The sequence below is a fragment of the Citricoccus sp. genome, from assembly GCF_032154715.1.
In the GTDB taxonomy this organism is placed as follows: Bacteria; Actinomycetota; Actinomycetes; order Actinomycetales; family Micrococcaceae; genus Citricoccus.
Map to the genome: position 1 here is coordinate 18,103 of NZ_JALDXU010000025.1, position 16,682 is coordinate 34,784.

17 protein-coding genes are annotated in these 16,682 nt (G+C 67.7%); 8 read left to right on the forward strand and 9 right to left on the reverse strand.

What is annotated here, in order from left to right:
* Nucleotides 1–17 precede the first annotated feature (17 nt).
* The 4 genes from RUH65_RS06435 to RUH65_RS06450 form a co-directional block, all read right to left on the reverse strand.
* Complete coding sequence (locus tag RUH65_RS06435; protein ID WP_313816474.1) at nt 18–923, reverse strand: hypothetical protein; 906 nt, start codon at nt 921–923, stop codon at nt 18–20.
* Nucleotides 920–1,585: a signal peptidase I gene (locus RUH65_RS06440; protein ID WP_313816475.1), complete on the reverse strand. Its 666-nt coding sequence runs from the start codon at nt 1,583–1,585 to the stop codon at nt 920–922. The genes RUH65_RS06435 and RUH65_RS06440 overlap by 4 nt, the downstream gene beginning before the upstream one ends.
* Before the next feature lie 10 nt (nt 1,586–1,595).
* A complete protein-coding gene (locus RUH65_RS06445) occupies nt 1,596–2,150 on the reverse strand; it encodes a hypothetical protein (RefSeq protein ID WP_313816477.1) in 555 nt (184 codons plus the stop codon).
* A 101-nt stretch (nt 2,151–2,251) separates the two neighbouring features.
* A complete protein-coding gene (locus RUH65_RS06450) occupies nt 2,252–2,791 on the reverse strand; it encodes an alternate-type signal peptide domain-containing protein (protein ID WP_313816478.1) in 540 nt (179 codons plus the stop codon).
* A 322-nt stretch (nt 2,792–3,113) separates the two neighbouring features.
* On the opposite strand from RUH65_RS06450, the gene RUH65_RS06455 reads away from it, so the two are divergent.
* Complete coding sequence (locus tag RUH65_RS06455; protein WP_313816479.1) at nt 3,114–3,518, forward strand: Hpt domain-containing protein; 405 nt, start codon at nt 3,114–3,116, stop codon at nt 3,516–3,518.
* 45 nt (nt 3,519–3,563) lie between these two features.
* Here the strand turns inward: RUH65_RS06455 and RUH65_RS06460 are convergent, their stop codons facing one another.
* Nucleotides 3,564–4,496 (reverse strand): response regulator transcription factor, encoded by a 933-nt coding sequence (locus RUH65_RS06460; RefSeq protein WP_313816481.1) that lies wholly within the window; start codon nt 4,494–4,496, stop codon nt 3,564–3,566.
* Nucleotides 4,497–4,581: 85 nt separating this feature from the next.
* Here RUH65_RS06460 and RUH65_RS06465 point away from each other — a divergent pair, with 85 nt between their 5' ends.
* On the forward strand, nt 4,582–6,273 hold the full coding sequence (locus RUH65_RS06465) for an ATP-binding protein (RefSeq protein ID WP_313816483.1): 1,692 nt from the start codon (nt 4,582–4,584) through the stop codon (nt 6,271–6,273).
* Between the two features lie 102 nt (nt 6,274–6,375).
* Here RUH65_RS06465 and RUH65_RS06470 read toward each other — a convergent pair whose 3' ends face one another.
* Complete coding sequence (locus tag RUH65_RS06470; RefSeq protein ID WP_313816484.1) at nt 6,376–7,014, reverse strand: hypothetical protein; 639 nt, start codon at nt 7,012–7,014, stop codon at nt 6,376–6,378.
* A 230-nt stretch (nt 7,015–7,244) separates the two neighbouring features.
* Here RUH65_RS06470 and RUH65_RS06475 point away from each other — a divergent pair, with 230 nt between their 5' ends.
* The 3 genes from RUH65_RS06475 to RUH65_RS06485 all read left to right on the forward strand — a co-directional run bounded on the left by RUH65_RS06475 (nt 7,245) and on the right by RUH65_RS06485 (nt 10,675).
* Nucleotides 7,245–8,309, forward strand: a complete 1,065-nt coding sequence (locus RUH65_RS06475; protein WP_313816485.1) for a hypothetical protein — start codon at nt 7,245–7,247, stop codon at nt 8,307–8,309.
* Nucleotides 8,306–9,241, forward strand: a complete 936-nt coding sequence (locus RUH65_RS06480; protein ID WP_313816486.1) for a hypothetical protein — start codon at nt 8,306–8,308, stop codon at nt 9,239–9,241. The genes RUH65_RS06475 and RUH65_RS06480 overlap by 4 nt, the downstream gene beginning before the upstream one ends.
* 141 nt (nt 9,242–9,382) lie before the next feature.
* Nucleotides 9,383–10,675, forward strand: a complete 1,293-nt coding sequence (locus RUH65_RS06485) for a hypothetical protein (protein ID WP_313816487.1) — start codon at nt 9,383–9,385, stop codon at nt 10,673–10,675.
* Between the two features lie 31 nt (nt 10,676–10,706).
* Here RUH65_RS06485 and flgL read toward each other — a convergent pair whose 3' ends face one another.
* The 3 genes from flgL to flgN all read right to left on the reverse strand — a co-directional run bounded on the left by flgL (nt 10,707) and on the right by flgN (nt 13,624).
* Nucleotides 10,707–11,597, reverse strand: coding sequence for a flagellar hook-associated protein FlgL (gene flgL, locus RUH65_RS06490; RefSeq protein ID WP_313816488.1), 891 nt, complete (start codon nt 11,595–11,597; stop codon nt 10,707–10,709).
* A gap of 123 nt (nt 11,598–11,720) precedes the next feature.
* Nucleotides 11,721–13,115: a flagellar hook-associated protein FlgK gene (gene flgK / locus RUH65_RS06495; protein ID WP_313816489.1), complete on the reverse strand. Its 1,395-nt coding sequence runs from the start codon at nt 13,113–13,115 to the stop codon at nt 11,721–11,723.
* Between the two features lie 20 nt (nt 13,116–13,135).
* Complete coding sequence (gene flgN / locus RUH65_RS06500) at nt 13,136–13,624, reverse strand: flagellar export chaperone FlgN (protein ID WP_313816490.1); 489 nt, start codon at nt 13,622–13,624, stop codon at nt 13,136–13,138.
* 126 nt (nt 13,625–13,750) lie between these two features.
* Between flgN and RUH65_RS06505 the strand changes: the two genes are divergently transcribed.
* From RUH65_RS06505 to RUH65_RS06515, 3 genes are all read left to right on the forward strand, one after another.
* Nucleotides 13,751–14,548: a sigma-70 family RNA polymerase sigma factor gene (locus RUH65_RS06505; RefSeq protein ID WP_313816491.1), complete on the forward strand. Its 798-nt coding sequence runs from the start codon at nt 13,751–13,753 to the stop codon at nt 14,546–14,548.
* A gap of 201 nt (nt 14,549–14,749) precedes the next feature.
* Nucleotides 14,750–15,610, forward strand: coding sequence for a flagellin (locus RUH65_RS06510; RefSeq protein WP_313816492.1), 861 nt, complete (start codon nt 14,750–14,752; stop codon nt 15,608–15,610).
* Between the two features lie 54 nt (nt 15,611–15,664).
* Nucleotides 15,665–16,546, forward strand: coding sequence for a flagellin (locus RUH65_RS06515; RefSeq protein WP_313816493.1), 882 nt, complete (start codon nt 15,665–15,667; stop codon nt 16,544–16,546).
* The last annotated feature ends 136 nt before the right edge of the window (nt 16,547–16,682 follow it).

Here is a 16,682-nt window from a genome sequence, read left to right on the forward strand (position 1 = left end):
CAGGAGACGAGGGGAACCTAGGGGCAGCTGCCCGGCTGGAACGGCTTCCCGCCGGGGTTGTACCGGGCGAAGACGAAGTCCTGGGAATGGCCATTGCCGATGAGCCGGTACGCTCCGGTGCCGCTCAGACGGTACCGGGTCCCGCTGATGCGGGTGAGTTCGGCGTTCTCCGCGGTGATCGTCCGGGGGAGGGTCGAGGCACAGACATGGTCGGCGAGATCGACCTCAGCGGCCCAGGGCAATTGGAACCTCGAGCCGGACGAGACGCGTACCCGCAGGGCAACACCGTAGGAGTTGCTGCTGGGATCCACACTGACCTTCGGGGCGGCGAACGTGGCCGGATCCACCGCGGGCATGGCCGGATTGGCGCAGTAGCCCACCGTGGTGGAGGCTCCGGGAGCCAGCGTTCGGTTGTGGCCCACGCCGCCGAGGGTCCAGTGACCGGACGTGCGATCGTAACCGGTGGTCGCCCCTTCCCAGAGGCTCCGGAGAGTACCGACGCCGCCCTCCTTGACCTTCCTCGGATCCAATCCCCAGTAGGGTCCCTTGCTGGTATCAAAGGTGATCGACCAGGTGACGGCTGTCGCAGAGGTGTTGGTGACGCGGAATTCATGGCAGAAGCCCAGGCCGGTGGGGCCGTCGTAGCGGAACGATCCTGACGTCGCGGACGCCGGTGCCGAGGAGTAGGCCAGACGGGAATCCAGGTTGACGGGCACCGCCCCGTCCGCGCCGGTGCTGCCACCGTCGTCACCACCGTTCGTTCCCCACGAGCCGGTGGAGACCCGTGCGGTGACCGTGCCGCTCTGGGACCACAGGGCCGCCGCACCGGAGAGGCTGAGCCCGCCGAGGAACACGGTGAGGAAGACCGCGACGGCGGTCCTCCAGGTCCGGCGGGACGGTCCGCCACGGCGCTCGGCACTCATCGATGCACCTTCTCTGTCCGGTCAGGATCCACTGCATACTCTGCGGCCGGGGTGGTGACGGACGCATCCAACGCATCGGAGGCCCCGGTGATGAGCACACCGTCCCGCGTTTCGCGACGGTGATGGATGGCCCCGCGGATCATGGTGACGGCACCGAAGGCGATCAGGGCGACGGCAAGGGCCGTGATCATCCCGCCGCGGTCGGTCTGTCCGAGCGCACTGGCGAGGAAGCCGACGTACGGGACGGCATACATCAGCGTTCCGCGCACCTGGATGTCCTGGACGGGTTGCGGATCCACCTCGTCGTTGTTGTCCCCCTGGGTGATGAGCAGGCGTTCGCCGTTCTGACCGGCGGTCAGCGCGGTGATCCGGTGGGTGATGACCTCCGGCCGGCCGGACTCCATCTGGAAGGTGATGACGTCACCCACCTGCAACGCGTCGGCAGGGGTGGGTTTGACCACCAGGAAGGTACCCGCCGGGTAGGACGGGGCCATCGAGTTGGTCAACACGGAGTACGTCTGTGATCCGGAGACCAGCGGGATGATGATCAGGACGATCGCGGCCAGAGCCGAGACGCACAGGAATCCGAAGGACAGCGTCTGGCCGATCCACTGCAGCCAGGTGGGGACCCGATGGCGGGTCCGGCGGGGCCGAAGGCTCATGACTGGGTCCTCACTGGGCCTGTGTCGCGGTGACCGGCACGGTCACGGTGGCCGTGGCGCGGGCCAGGGTCTCGGGGGCGTTTTCCGGGAGAGTCATCCGGAGGCAGATCTGCTCGGTGGCGCCCTGGGTGATGGTGGTGGTGGCCGGCGCCGAGGCGTAGACAGCGTCGCCACACCTCTGGGACGCCGGCATGAGGGCCGACCGGACTGTGACCGACGCAGGCAGGGCGGCGTTCGCGGACGTCACGTGCGGTTGGCCTGCAGCCACCCTGATCGAGAAGGGCGCGCTCGCATTCGTGGCGTTCTTCACGGTGACTACCGAGTAGGCCGGGGTCGTCGGCGTCAGTGCCGTGCCCGGATCCTCCAGGGCCACGGTGGCGGCCACGCCGTTGACGGTCATCGGTGTGCCGTTGAGCTCGACTCTGAAGTCAGCCGACTGTACGGTGCCCGAGTTCGTTGGCGCGGTGGTGTTCCAGAGGGCCCAGGTGCCCCCGACCCCGCAGAGACCCGCCACCAGTGCCAGGGCGATGACTGCTGCGCTCTGCAGTAACGTCTTGACGCGCATGTCAACTCCTCGGGAGGTAAAGGCTGCGATGGCGGGCCGTGAGGGGGCGGGGGCGGAGCACCGTGGATGGTCAGGACCAGGTGGCCCTCTTCAGACCCGGATCACCGGACGGGCTGGGGTGCCTGCTGGTCCAAGACGTATCGGACCTGGGACAGATCCAGGGTCTTGCTCATGTCCTCGGTGCCGTTGGCGTTGAAGGCCAGGGTGGCGGAGGCCGTGTAGCTGCCGTCCTCGACGACCGCCGAAGCGGTGTCTGCGCCGATCAGCACGTCCGTCCCGCCCTGGGGAGTGACCGCGAAGGACTCCAGCTTCAGGTTGTTGCTGAAGCCGCTGGTCACATCGTCGGTGTCCACGGACAACGCGGCCGTGAGATGGTCACCCTCGAGTCCGACCGCCACGTCCTGCGTGTAGGTCAGTTTCTCTCCGGGAACCATGCGGTACGTGGAGATGTCCGGGATCGGGCTCTCGGAGAGATTCGTGGTCCAGACGCCCTTGCTAGGGGTCAGGCTCATGGCGCCGGTCGAAATGGATCCGGCATCGGCGGTCTGGGATGTGTTCCACACGGCGAGGGTGCCCCCACCGCCGAGGAGGAGGGCCACGCCCAGGCCGGTGACGATAGCGCCCTTGGTCATCTTCTTCATGTCAAAACCCCTTGTTGAGAACGATCTTCGCCGGGGCTGGCGGGGATGCCAGCTCCGGCGTCGATTACTGAGACGGATCGGAAGTCCTGGTGTTCGGGTGACGGGGATGTCGCTGCCGATCACGGCTTCCTGATGACCTTCATTTCAGGCCCTCGTGCTCAAGGTGGTCCTCCGGATTGATGTCGGATCGCCATAAGGATTCCCATAGATTTCCCGTGCCGATCTTGAGGTTTCCTTTGGGCGGCGTGACCGGCCTGGTTCTTGAGCAAAGCTTTGGGGAAATCCCGGCGTGGTCCTGCGGGTGGTAGAGCATCATGGGTTCATGACCACTGCACCAGTACTCGATACTGATGCGCTGGGCCGGTTGGGGGAACAACTGGGCGACACAGACATGCTGTGCGGATTCATCCGCCGTTATGAGGCCATGCTGGACCAGCGCGTCGAACGACTCCAACGCGCCCTCTCCGCCCAGGACCACGAGGACTGGATGGACGCCGTCCTCAGCCTCAAGACCTCCTCGGCCATGGCCGGTGCCCAGGCGCTGTCCACGTTGGCGGCCCGTCTCCAGGACGACTTCGCGAACTGCCCGCCCGCCCCCGTCCACTGGCCCGGCATGGATCGTCTGGCCGAGATCATGGGAGCACTGCGGCAGTTGGCCGCCGAGACCGCCCGGCAGTTACGGCTGTTTCTCCAGCAAGTGGGCGTGGCGACCGGGCAAAGGGTCTGAGTTCGCCTCCCGCGCCGGCGGTGCCGGCCTCTGCCGGTCAGGTGCCTAGCGGACGTCCTGCGGGCTGCCCGCCATGCGGTAGCCCACGCCGCGAACGGTCTGCACCCACCGCGGCGTCTTCGGATCGTCCTGGAGCTTGCGGCGCAGGTTGCCCAGATGCACCTCAATGGTTCGCTCGTCCGCTTGGGAGACGAACGTCCCGTTGTCCGGCTCGTCCCCCCGGATGATCCGGGACAGCTCCGACTTCGACCGCACCACGCGGCCGCTGCGCATCAACGTCTCCAGCAACAGGAACTCGGTCGGCGTCAACGAAATCTCACGGCCCGTCACCACCACCTGGTGCACCGTGGGGTACAGCTCCAGTCCGTCCAAGGACAGGTGTCGATCGATCTGGACCGGCTTCACAGCGGATGCCTCGGTTGCCTTCTGCCCACCCGGAGCTTCCGGGCCGGGCGCACCCGCCGGCAGGGCCGTCGTCGGGAAGGGCACCGGACCGGAGGGTGAGGAGGCGGCACCGGCGTCCGTGGGCCCAAGGGACGATGACGGCTCGCGGGACTGCTCGATGCCTCCCGGCGGCGCGGGAATGGCCGGGGCAACGGCGCGACCGCCGCGGGGACGGCGCAGCATGGCCTCGATCCGGGCCCGCAGCACACGAGGGCGGAACGGCTTGGTCAGGTAGTCGTCCGCACCGGCGTCCAGGCCCAGGAGGGTGTCGATCTCCTCGCCACGGGCGGTCAGCATCACCACGTAGGCGTCGGTGAACTGGCGTACCTGGCGGGTGACCTCGTAGCCATCGATGTCCGGCAGACCCAGGTCCACGGTGATCAGCACGGGGTCTTTGCTGCGGACGAGACTGACCCCGTCAGTCCCGTTGGCCGCCTCGTGCACCTCGAAACCGGACTGGCCCAGGAGGGCAACCATGAGCCCCCGGATGTCATCGTCATCCTCGACGACGACCGCGACACGCCGATCCTCCACGCGAAACACCCCCAAGATAGTTTGAAGTCCAAGGCTATCGTGGAGTAGGGGCGTCTCATGCCCCGCAACGAAACGGAGCCACGCCGTGTCACTCTCCACCCCGACGACGATGCTTCCCGCCGAGGAGGCTCGGGGACGCCGCCACTTCGGCCAGTTCTCGCTGAGGCGCCGAGTCCTGTTCTCGCAATTGCCGCTGACGATCTCCACCATCCTCGTGGTCGTCGCGGTCTTGGTGTTCGATCCGAGTGTGGCCGTTGAATCCCCGTACCTGGCCATCGGCTTCGGCGGCGTCATGGTGCTGACGCTGCTGGCGGGGACCGTACCGTGGCAACGGCTGCCCGCGGTGGTCTACTGGATCATCCCGCTGCTCGATTTCGTCGCGATCGCTCCGCTCTGGACCGCCGCGCGCTACGTGCTCGACGGGATGGTCCTCCTGACGGCGTTCCCCGTCTTCTGGCTGGCGTGGTCGGGCCTCTACCCCTTGCTTGCCCTCAGCCTCGGCTTCCTCGGAACGGCCGCCGTCAGCTGGTGGCCGTATCTGGCCGGAACGACTCCGTTCTCGGATGCCCTCATGGAATCGAGCCTGACCCGGCCGGTCATGGTGCCGTTCATGATGCTGTCCTTGGGGGCCGCGGCCAGCATCCTGACCCGCAGCATGGACAAGCAGCGCGTGGAACTGCGGGCCTCCCTGGAGAAATCCAAGTCACAGAATCGGCTGTTGCAGGCGGTGGTGGACACCTCCGACGTCGGGATCCTGGTGGTGGACGGGCAGGGCCACGACATCCTCATGAACCAGGCCCAACGGCGAACGCACTTCATCGGCCTGCCACCCGGCCGGAATGACGGTGCCGAGCATGAACTGTTGTTGTTCGAAGCGGACGGGCTCACGCCCATCCCGCCGGACGAACGGCCAGTGACCCAGGCGTTGCAGGGCAGGGACTATCGCGGCCGGATCATCGCGATCGGCACGGACGGCAGCCAACAGCATCTCTCCGTCTCGGCCTCCCCGATGTATGACGATGACGGCCAATTCGATGGCACCGTGGTGGTCTTCCAGAACGTCACCGACCTGATGGATGCCATCCAGACCCGTGAACGGTTTGTGGCCGAGGTGTCCCACGAATTCCGCACTCCTCTGACCTCGATCATCGGCTACCTCGACCTCGCCATGGAAGAGGACCTGGATCCGACCCTGCGGCAGTTCCTCACGACCTCACAGCGCAATGCCGAACGATTGCTGGGCCTGGTGACGAGCCTGCTGGACTCGGCGGCGGACAGCTCCAAGGTCACCGTCCAGACGGTGGACCTGTCCCGGCTGACCAGATACAGCGTTGAGTCCGCTGAAGTCCGGGCCCGGCACAGCGGGCTGACACTGGCCTCGGACCTTCCCGATCATCTCCTGGCGAAGGCCGATCCGGTCAAGATGGGCCAGGTGGTGGACAATCTGCTGTCCAATGCCATCAAGTACACCCCCGGTGGTGGCTCGATCACCGTCTCGCTGCGCTGCCTGCCCGGCGTGGATGAGAAGGGGGACTGGGCGGAACTGGCCGTCGAGGACACCGGATTCGGGATGACCGACCAGGAGCGCGCCAAACTCTTTACGAACTTCTACCGGACCGAGCACGTGCGCAAGGCTGCCATCCCGGGCACCGGTCTGGGCCTGGCCATCTCCCAGAGCTTCGTCCGCGCGCACGGTGGGGAGATCCTGGTGGCCTCGGAGAAGGGCGCCGGATCCACCTTCACGGTCCGCGTCCCGATTGCCGGCCCGGCCTGCTGATCCTGTCTCCCGTTGCCCCCTCCATCTGAGTCGCACGAATTGACCCCGAACACGCTTGATCGGGGCCAATTCGTGCGACTCAGATGGAAGTGGAGGGGAGGGTCAGGCGAGGAGGCGCCAGCTGCCAGGCTCCACGCGGGAACCGGCACGCAAGCGCGCGGCACCGGCCTCGTCCCAGGGCTCGCCGGCGGTGATCCGGTCCGCCCGCAGGGACCAGTCGGTGCAGACCTGCGGGATGTAGGCGTCTTCCTGGCCCATGAACACGCGGCGGCGGAACATCGCCCGCTCGATCGCCGGCGCGGCCACGGGGTAGGCGCCGCCCACCTCGATCGTCCGCAGCTGCTTTAGGGCCTCCTCGCGGCCGACCTGGGCCGCATGCCACAGGAGTGCGGACTCCGGAGAGAGAGGCTGCGCGACGGCGGCCAGGCCCACATCCAGCGCCGGGTCGCCCTCCGGGGGCAACGGCAGGAGGTCGGTCGCGTTGTGCCACGTCCCGAAGGCCGAGCCGTCGGGCAGGACGACCGTGCCGGCCCCGTTGACGGTGGTGTTGCGCCACGGGTCCTCCGGATCGAGGGTCTCGATCAGGTCGGCGAGGACACCCGAGGCCCACAGGGCGAACCACTCGGGAAAATCAGCGGACGTCGAGCGCAGCTCGTCATCGGCTGCCTCACGGTAGGCATGCACCACGAGTGGATCGCATCGGGTGATGGTCCACCGGGAGACGGCGTCACGAATCGGCAAAACTTCCACCCACTCTCTTCTGTTGCAGGTGCCTGGTACAGCAGGGGATTGCTGTATGTGTCAAGTTTACTCTGTGGTAAGCCACTGCGAGGGACACCACCGGCCCTCGCGTAAGGGTTAGGTATCGCCGTCCCCACCGTCTGGTGCGGGCAGGTGGTGGGGTGCGCCGGGGCATGAAGGGCCTATGCGTCAAACGACCGCCGGGGCGTCGTCTTGTGCATAGGGCTGACATGGCTGAGACACAGGCAAAGCGAGCAGGAGCTCCGGAGGCGGGTGAGAGTACTCCGCGTCGTCATCCGACGCTCGACTCCCTGTGTTCCCGCCTCGAATCGATCCTCTGGGGGAGGGCGGCTGAAGAGCTGCTGGCGTCCGCATCCGCCACCTCGGCCGGGCCGCGTACCGTGATCCTGCTGCCGGCCTGGGACTGGCGCATGCCGGCCATGGACATCGGTCGGAAGGGTCGGGACCACGAGTCCGGTCAGGCACTGCTCATGCCCGTTCGGCTGGACTGGGGTGGAAATGACGCCCTGGTCCGGGTAGCGGGGGCCGACGGACCCGAACGCCCGTACCAGTGGACGGCCCACTCGATGGGCTGGACGGACTCAGGTGAGGTGGCCCACCTGCATGAACGTCCGCCAAACATTTCTCAGCGGGCGAAAAATTCCTCGCGTGTCACGAGCTTGAACGCTATAGTTTCTGACGGTAACTATTCCGCCCCCGGGATCCACCGCTACACCGTCGACGGTCTCCAGGACATCGTGCGTGCAGGCCGTCAATCCCAGTGGCAATTGCTGTTCAGTCTCGAACCGTTCGTCACCGCCACCGTTCACAAGGCCCACTCAGCAGTGAGCCATGAGATCGGTGAACTCACCGGACGGGTCCAGTCTGTACTGCACGAGACCGGGATCGAACAGGTGGTGAACGCCATGATGCTAGGGGATACGGCAATGGAATCAGCCGATGGTGCCAGCGTGTCGCGTCTATTGGAGCAGTGTCTGCGTCCTGACCGGTTCGCGAAGGTGGACCCGCTGATGTACCTCAGCCGCAATCTGCGCCGTGACGCCGAGGATCACATCCGCCGTGCCATCGGCGACCCCCGGATCGGCCCCAAAGTCCGCCGCCTGGCCGCCCAGATGACGGGAGCCACGGTGGACGAGATCGTGGCGGCGTACCGCCTCGAGCACCCCCAGGACAAGCTGTCCACCGCGCGGGCCCAGGCGGCCCTGAACGTGGGCTCCGACCCGATGGCCCGGTCCGTGCTGATCGACCCGGAGACGAACAGGGGTGCCCGTTGACCACTGCCTGCACCTCTCTCGGCACCGTTTCCCCCGGCGGGGCCACCACGCTCGTCAACACGCGTGACACCGAACTGCCCGCCACGGCGGAGACCGCCCCGGAGACCTCCACCCTGGACCAGCTGCGGATGATCGCCAGTGCTCCTCCGTCCGCGCGGCGCACCGCCCTCCGGGATGACTTCATCGCCTCCCGGCGCAAGCTCTACCGCCTGGTGGCCCACCGCCTGTGCCGCACCCTCGGCATGCCCTATGCCACGCACCGCGAGGACGTGGAGCAGCTCGTGGCCATGGAGGCCGTGACCTTCGTGGGGGAACTGGTCGCCACCCCGGCGCGGATCGAGGAGATCGCCAACTGGGAGGGCCTGCTCCATGTCAGGGCCCGCGCCGCGGTGCGCGCCTGGGCGGACCGCAACCTCTCCCCGGCATCCGGGATGATCTCGCTGAGCCGCCGTGTGCGCCAGCTGAATCAGCTGCGGGACGAGCTGCGCGCCACCTCAGGCCTCGAACCGAGCGACCGTGACGTCGCGTCCGAGCACAACCGCCGCATGGCCGCCACACGCAAGGACGCCGCCAAGCAGGGCATGCTCGTCAGTGCGGGCGAGCTCAACCTCGCGCGGCCCGCCGCGGACATCCACGATCTCGAGTTGGCCGCCATGATGCCGGAGGGCGGGCTGCTGCACCCCACGGAAGGGCCGCGGCTCGTGGCCGCCGTGGTCACCAAGGCGAGATTGATCGGCGGGGTGACGGCCGACGTCGCCGCCTGCTGGCTGTCCGGTGTCTATGGATCCGAGGGGGACCAGCGGGTGCTGACCGCGCACGAGGTGGCCGAACAGCTGGGTCTGCCGCAGGCCTCGGCTGGCGCGCAGATCCGCAAGGTCCGCACGCTGGCCCAGCGCGTGCTGGCCGAGCAGCTCGGCATCCACCACGCCTGACGCACGTTTTGAGGGCAGAGATCAGTAGTGATCTTTGCCCTCAAAACGCGTTGAGTAGCGCGTCCGCACGTGCCCAGAGGTGTGACTAACGTCACACAACATTGCGGCGCAAGAGACAAAAGTGCCGCACACACCTTGTTCGTGCGAGCAGAAAACCTTCAGACCGATTCCGCGTGCCGGGACCTCATCGACCAATGGGCCACCGGCCACCTGAGCGAACGCCAGGCCCGTCAGGAGATCGCTGGGGTCCTCACCGGATCCGGCATCTCCCACGAAGTCTCCCGGGAGTACCAGACCTGGCACTACGGGCTGGCCTCCGGACCCCAGCTGAGTCAGGACGTGGCTGCGGAGTTCGATGAGTTCCTGTTCCGCCGCGTCACGGAGGAGGGGCCGGAGGCGTTCTTCGACCTCGAACGTGCCCGCGGGGCCTCCGTGACGGGATGGGCACGCCAGACCCTGCGCGCCACCCGCAAGTCGGTGCTGCGCAATATCCACAACCGCACGGCAGCCCGCCAGGAACTCGTGGCTCCCACCGGGGCGGAGGACGGCCGGCACACCGCGGCCGCACACGCCTTCACCCAGGCCTCGGCGCCGGGTGTCGGTGTGGAGGGCACGGAGGTCGCCCAACGCATGATGCTGGAAGAGGCGACCGAGTGGCTGCGCTCGAAGGCCTCGCACCACCGCGGCATCGCCCGCACCGCGGCCGGCTCGGCGGCCCTGAGGTTCGCCTTCAATCTGCCGGAACCGGTCCGCCCCGAGGTGCGCATCCGGCGTCGCGCCCTGCCGCTGCTCGAATCCGACCCGAAGGCCGCGCACCGCTCCGCGCAGGCCATGCTCGCGTGCCTGAACCGCATCCACGGCTGGCAGGGCATGTTCGCCGCTGCCGACCAGGACCTCCTGGCCCTCTGGGACGACTACTCCAAGGCCCAGTTGTTCGAGCTGGTCTCCCGCGACCCGGCAATCGCGCACACGCTCGCGGTGGAGGCACTGGCGGACCGCGCCCGTCCGGACCGACCCTCGGTGCGGGCCTTCCGCGCCGCCGTCAAGGAGTTCGCACCGGTGTTGAAGAACGGCCGCAAGCCCGCCGGCTGGCGCACCTGCGTCAACGCCGTGGTGGACGCGTTCCTGGCCGAGGAGTTCGAGGCCTTCTCCGCCTTCGACACCGCCGGGGCCGCCACTCACGAGGACAAACTGGCCGAGCGTGAACAGACCCTGGCCGGCGCGGGGGACGCCTATCAGGCCATGGCCCGCTTCCCGGAGGCGCCGCTGGGCACCACCCACCGGGAGGTGCGGGACCGCCTGGACGGCCTCATCCGCGGCATCCTCTGTGCAGGTGTGGAGATCGGTGGCTCGGCCGCCGCAGTCAGCTCCGGAACCCCGGGGACGACGCCGGCCGGTTCCCTGACAGGGGAGCGTCACCTCCGCGCGGTGTGAGCGCGGCGGGGCTCTTTGCCGCCGGGGCGGGTCAGCGGAGGTAATCGAGCAGCGAGGTCTGCAGGGCCTGGGCTGAGACGGCCAGCGCCGCCTGGTAGTTGAGTTGCTGCATCTGCAGTTCCACGGCCGACTCGGCCAGGTCCGCCTCCTCGGTGGAGGTGCGGGTGGCCTCCAGCTCGGTGAGCTGGGTGCGGACGGCCTCCAGGGTGCGCCCCACCGTGGCGTGGCGGGCGCCGGATGCGGTGAGGGCGTCAGACATCAGTTGGCGCGAGGACTCCAGGGCGCCGATGGACCCGGAGAGATCCCCGCCGGACCTCAGGGTGGCGGAGAGCTGGGTGAGCGCGTCGAAGACGGAGTTCCCGACCGGACCGAAGGCGGACTCGCCGGGGATGTCCACCTGGATGGTGGTGTGGTCCGAGATGCGGCGCTCCACGGTGGCGCCGTCGGTGCCGTTCCACGTCAGGGGGTTGTCCGTGTAGGCCGCGCTCTCGGCGGAGGTGCCCGCGAAGACGTTGCGGCCCAGGATCTGGGTGTTGGCCAGCGAGAGCAGCTCGGAGCGCAGCTGGTCCACCTCGGCGGCGCTGGCGTCCCGGCCGGCCTGATTCACCGTTCCGTTGGCCGCGGCCAGGGTCAGGTCCTGGATGCGCGTCATGATGTCCAGCCCGGACTGCAGGGCCGAATCCGCCGTCCGCATCCACGTGTCCGCGTTCTGCAGGTTGCGCTCGTACTGCGTGGTGCGGGCGAGCTCGGCGCGGGCCGTCATGGCGGTGCGCGTACCGGCCGGATCGTCCGAGGGACGCGAGATGGCCTGACGGGAGGCGGCCTTGGTCTGCAGCTCGGCCAGGGACTTGGCCGAGTCCTGCAGGTTGGCGCGCGTGGCGGCGGCCGTCATGGATGAGGTCACGCGATTCATCATGGTCATCTCACCTTCCTTCCGGGGCGGTCTCCATCAGTCATCAGTACAGCCACCCTGATTTTTTCACCTCGTGCTCACCCGGTTTTTACCCGGTTCTGACCCGGAGGTTCCGCCGGGAGGCGGGCGGGCTCAGCGGCCCACCAGCCCCACGCGGTTGATCAGGGTGTCCAGCATCTCGTCCACGGCGGTCAGCACGCGTGCCGAGGCCTGGTAGGCGTGCTGGAAGGTCACCAGGTTCACGGCCTCCTCGTCCCGGTCCACGGAGGCCAGCGACTGCTGGGACGACCGCGCCGAGGACTCGGTGCCCACGGACAGGCTCAGCCCGTTCAGCGCGCCGCGTGAGGAGGCTCCGACACCGGAGACGAAGCCGGTCCAGCCGCTCGTGACGGCGGCGCCAAGATCCCCGATCGCATCGGCGATGGAGCCGTCGAGTGCCCCCTGGCCTGCACCGGCGTGCGCGATCTGCGCCGGGTCCGTGATGGCCACCGTCAGCGAGTCGGCGGTGCCGGTGAAGGTGAAGAACGCCCCGCCCGGTGCGCCGGAACCGGTGAACCCGGACTGGTGCACGGTGTTCGTGCCCTCGGCGATCGACCCGGCCAGATCGTCGTACCCCTGCATCGCGTTTGCGAGGGGACCGTCCGCGGACAGGACGGACAAGCGGCCGGCGAGGGAGCCGCCGTCGACCCCGGCGGAGGCCGGCGTGCCGGTTCCCAGCCGGTGGGTCCAGGCGACGGTGGTGGGCTCGCCGGGGGCGGAGCCGACCACGGCGGTCAGGGTGTGGTGGCTCTCGCCGGAGACCAGCGCGTTGCCGCCCACCAGGAACTCACCGGTGCCGTCCGCGGCGGGACGGAGCTGGCCGCCGGTGAGGGCGGAGAGCTGCTCGGCGATCTGGTCGCGGGAGTCCAGCAGTTCGTTGGTGGAGCCGCCGGCGGCCCCCGTGCTGCGGATGGCGCCGTTGACCACGGCGAGCTGGCCGGCCAGGGCATTGACCTGGTCCACCTCGGCGCGCAGCTCGTTGCCCTGGGCGGCGTACTGGTCCTTGAGCTCCTGCACGTCCGCGCCGAGGCGTCCAGCCAGGGAAGACGCGGCCTCGAGCAGGGCGGTGCCGGCACCGATGTCACCGGGGTTGTTGGCCACGTCCTGCCACGCGGAGTGGTAGGCGGTGACGGCGGAGGAGACGGAGTGGTCCCCGGGCTCGCGCAGGACATCCTCGATCCCGGAGTAGGTCTCGGCGCGGATCTGCTGGAAGCCGGTCTGCGCCACGGCACCCCGGACCTGGCGGTTGACCAGCTCGGAGGCGGAGCGGCCGATCCCGGCCACCTCCACCCCCTGGCCGGCGCCGGTGGCGTTCGGGAACAGCCCGTTGGAGTGCAGGCCCGGCAGGGCCTGCAACTGCGCCGACTGGCGGGTGTAGCCCACCGTGCCGGCGTTGGCCGTGTTCTGCGCGGTGATGGCGATCTGCGCGCGGGCGGCCTCGAGGCCCCGTGCGGCGGTGTTCAGCGAGTGGAAGGCGCTCAGTCCCATGGTGTTCCTCTGCCTGCCCTTCAGCCTTGGCGGTCGATGATGGCCGCGCCCGAGGTGGGGGCGGCGGAGCCGGCGGCCGTATAGGTGACGGCGGGGCCGGTCTGCTGTCCGGCCTCCTGCAGGGAGATGTTGGCGGCCTTGAGGAACCGGGCGTTCTCCTCGGAGACGGTGCGGATCTCCTCGGCCAGGGACACGATGGCCGCGTGGTGGTCCTGGAGGATGCCGGCCCACGGCCCCTCGGCGGGCGCGGCGGCCACCAGCTCGCGCAGGGTAGGGGAGCCCTCCGAGGTCATGCCCCACAGCTGCGCGAGCGAGGAGGAGAGCACGTCCACGGTCAGCTGAGTGGTGGAGAGCTGGTTCTTCAGAGCCTCGATCTCAGAGGTGCATCGGCCCAGCCAGCGGGATTCGCCGTTGGTGACGAGCAGGCGCTGCGTGGTGAATTTGTACAGCAGGTTCTCCAGAATGCCGCGCTCGCGCCACAGCTCGTTGGACAGCTCATCTGCTTGCATGCTCTTACCTTTCACACCGCCGGCGGACGCCGGGGGACTCCTGGAGTCCCTTCGCTGACCTTGTTGTCGGTACACATGGACCAACTTTTCACCCCCGGCCGGAGATTTCTGCGCATGTCCCCTGGCATGAACTCAGCACGGAACGACCTGGTGGAGCAGAACATCCCCCTGGTCGGCTACGCGGTGTCCGAGATGCATCACAAGTACCCCATGGTGGAGCGGGACGAGATGGTGTCCGTCGGCCTCGAGGGCCTCATCCTCGCCGCGGACACGTGGGATCCCGACGCCGGCACCCAGTTCTCCACGTGGGCCCACCTGAAGATCCGGTGGGCCATCCAGGAGTTCCTGCAGCAACTGGACTGGATGGGACGCCGCGGCCGGGACAAGGCCAAGCGCCTGGAGAAGGCCCGCGCGCAGCTGACCCATTCGCTGGGACGCGTTCCGGAGGAGTCCGAGCTGGCGGTGGCCCTGGGCGTCCCCGTGGAGGAACTGCGGACCATGGTGGCCGAGGGCTCCAAGACCCAGACGCCCCTGGACGACTCCTTGAGTGACATTCTCGCCTCCCCGGAGGACAGCCCCGAGAAGCAGGTGCTCAACGCGGAGAAGAACATCCTGCTGCATCGCGCCGTGCAGGCCCTGCCGGAGCGGACGCGCCAGGTGGTCCAGATGCACTACTTCCAGGGACTGGCCCAGGGAGAGGTGGCCGCCACCCTGGGCGTCTCGGACGCCACCGTGTCCAAGGAGAAGAAGCGCGGGTTGGCCCTGCTGCAGGATGTGCTCGGCTCGGCCCTGTCGGTGAAACCTGCAGCACCCGTCGCCGCGAGCGTGCCCGCCGCGGGACGCGAGCAGTTTCTCGCCGCCGCCGGCACGTCCATGCGAGGCGGGATCGTGCCGCAAACGCCCGGCTTCCGCCGGTTCGCCTAGCCGGCGCCACAGTCATCCTGCTTAGTCACAGGGATAATCCGTGTGGCTCGGCAGGATGACTGTGGCAGGACGTAGACGGGTTCAGAAAAAGTTTCGACCGCGGTGAAAAAACTCCCCGGACGTGCCGATAAGTCTGGTGTCGGGTCCGCAGGAATCGGGTCCGCGGACCAGAACCACGTTCTTTCCCCAAGGAGCCATGACATGACTGTCATCAACACCAACAATGCGGCCAACAACACCTACCGCCTGATGTCCGAGTCCTCGGACGCCGCGGCCAAGAACATGGAGAAGCTCTCCTCCGGTCTGCGGATCAACCGTGCCGCCGACGATGCCGCCGGCCTGTCCATCGCCGAGGGCCTGAAGTCCCAGTCCAACGGCCTGGAGGTGGCCTCCCGGAACGCCCAGGACGCCATCAACATGATCCAGACCGCTGAAGGCGGCCTGTCCTCTGCCCAGGAGATCCTGCAGCGCGTCCGTGACCTGGCCGTCCAGTACGGCAATGACTCCAACAACGCCGATGCCCGCACCGCCATCACCACTGAGATCACCGCCTTGGGCGAGGAACTGACCCGGATGGGCAACTCCATCAACTTCAACGGCACCAACCTGCTGGGTGACACCGCCTCTGCAACGAACCCCAAGCCCGCCTCCCTGTCCTTCCAGGTGGGCGCGAATGCCACCAACGATCAGATCTCCGTCGCCCTGGACGCGGACCTGGTGACCCTCGGCGCGGATGTTGGCACGGACGTGGCAGCTGCTCTCACGGCCGCCACCGACGCTGCCGGCCGCGCCGACGTGATCAGCGTGGTGGACGGGTACATCACGGGTATCTCGGAGGCCCGCTCTTCTTTGGGTGCCGATCAGAACCGTCTCGAGCACACCATCAAGCACGTCAACGTGGCTGCCGAGAACCTGACTGCAGCCGAGTCCTCCATCCGCGATGTGGACATGGCCAAGGAGATGGTGGAACTCTCCGCCAACAACATCAAGACGCAGGCCTCCCAGGCCATGCTGGCCCAGGCCAACCAGTCGACCCAGGGCATCCTGCAGCTCCTGCGCTGATCCTGACAGACACCCCGCAAGCGTCCTCACACCTATTCCTCCAAGGAGCATGACATGACCGTCATCAACACCAACAACGCAGCCAACAACACCTACCGCCTGATGTCCGAGTCCTCGGACGCCGCGGCCAAGAACATGGAGAAGCTCTCCTCCGGTCTGCGGATCAACCGTGCCGCCGACGATGCCGCCGGCCTGTCCATCGCCGAGGGCCTGAAGTCCCAGTCCAACGGCCTGGAGGTGGCCTCCCGGAACGCCCAGGACGCCATCAACATGATCCAGACCGCTGAAGGCGGCCTGTCCTCCGCCCACGAGATCCTGCAGCGCGTCCGTGACCTGGCCGTCCAGGCCGGCAACGACTCGAACAACGCCGAGGCCCGCACCGCCATCGCGACCGAGATCAATGCCCTGGGTGACGAGCTGGTGCGCATGGGCAACTCCATCAACTTCAACGGCACCAAGCTTCTCGGCACCCCGACCGCCGACGCCGGCGTTGACGGCAACCGTCCGGCAAGCCTGTCCTTCCAGGTGGGCGCGAACGCCACGAACGACCAGATCACCGTGGACCTGGATGCGGACCTGGTGGCCATTGGCACCGCGATCAAGGCGTTTGGCACCGATGGAACCACCGACGGCGGTTCCCTCATCACCGATTCAGGGACGGCCGCCGCTGCCATCACCGCCATCGACACCCAGATCAGCACCGTGTCTTCGGCCCGCTCTTCCTTGGGTGCCGATCAGAACCGTCTCGAGCACACCATCAAGCACGTCAACGTGGCTGCCGAGAACCTGACTGCAGCCGAGTCCTCCATCCGCGATGTGGACATGGCCAAGGAGATGGTGGAACTCTCCGCCAACAACATCAAGACGCAGGCCTCCCAGGCCATGCTGGCCCAGGCCAACCAGTCGACCCAGGGCATCCTGCAGCTCCTGCGCTGATCCTGACAGACACCCCGCAAGCGTCCTCACACCTATTCCTCCAAGGAGCATGACATGACCGTCATCAACACCAACAACGCAGCCAACAACACCTACCGCCTGATGTCCGAGTCCTCGGACGCCGCGGCCAAGAACA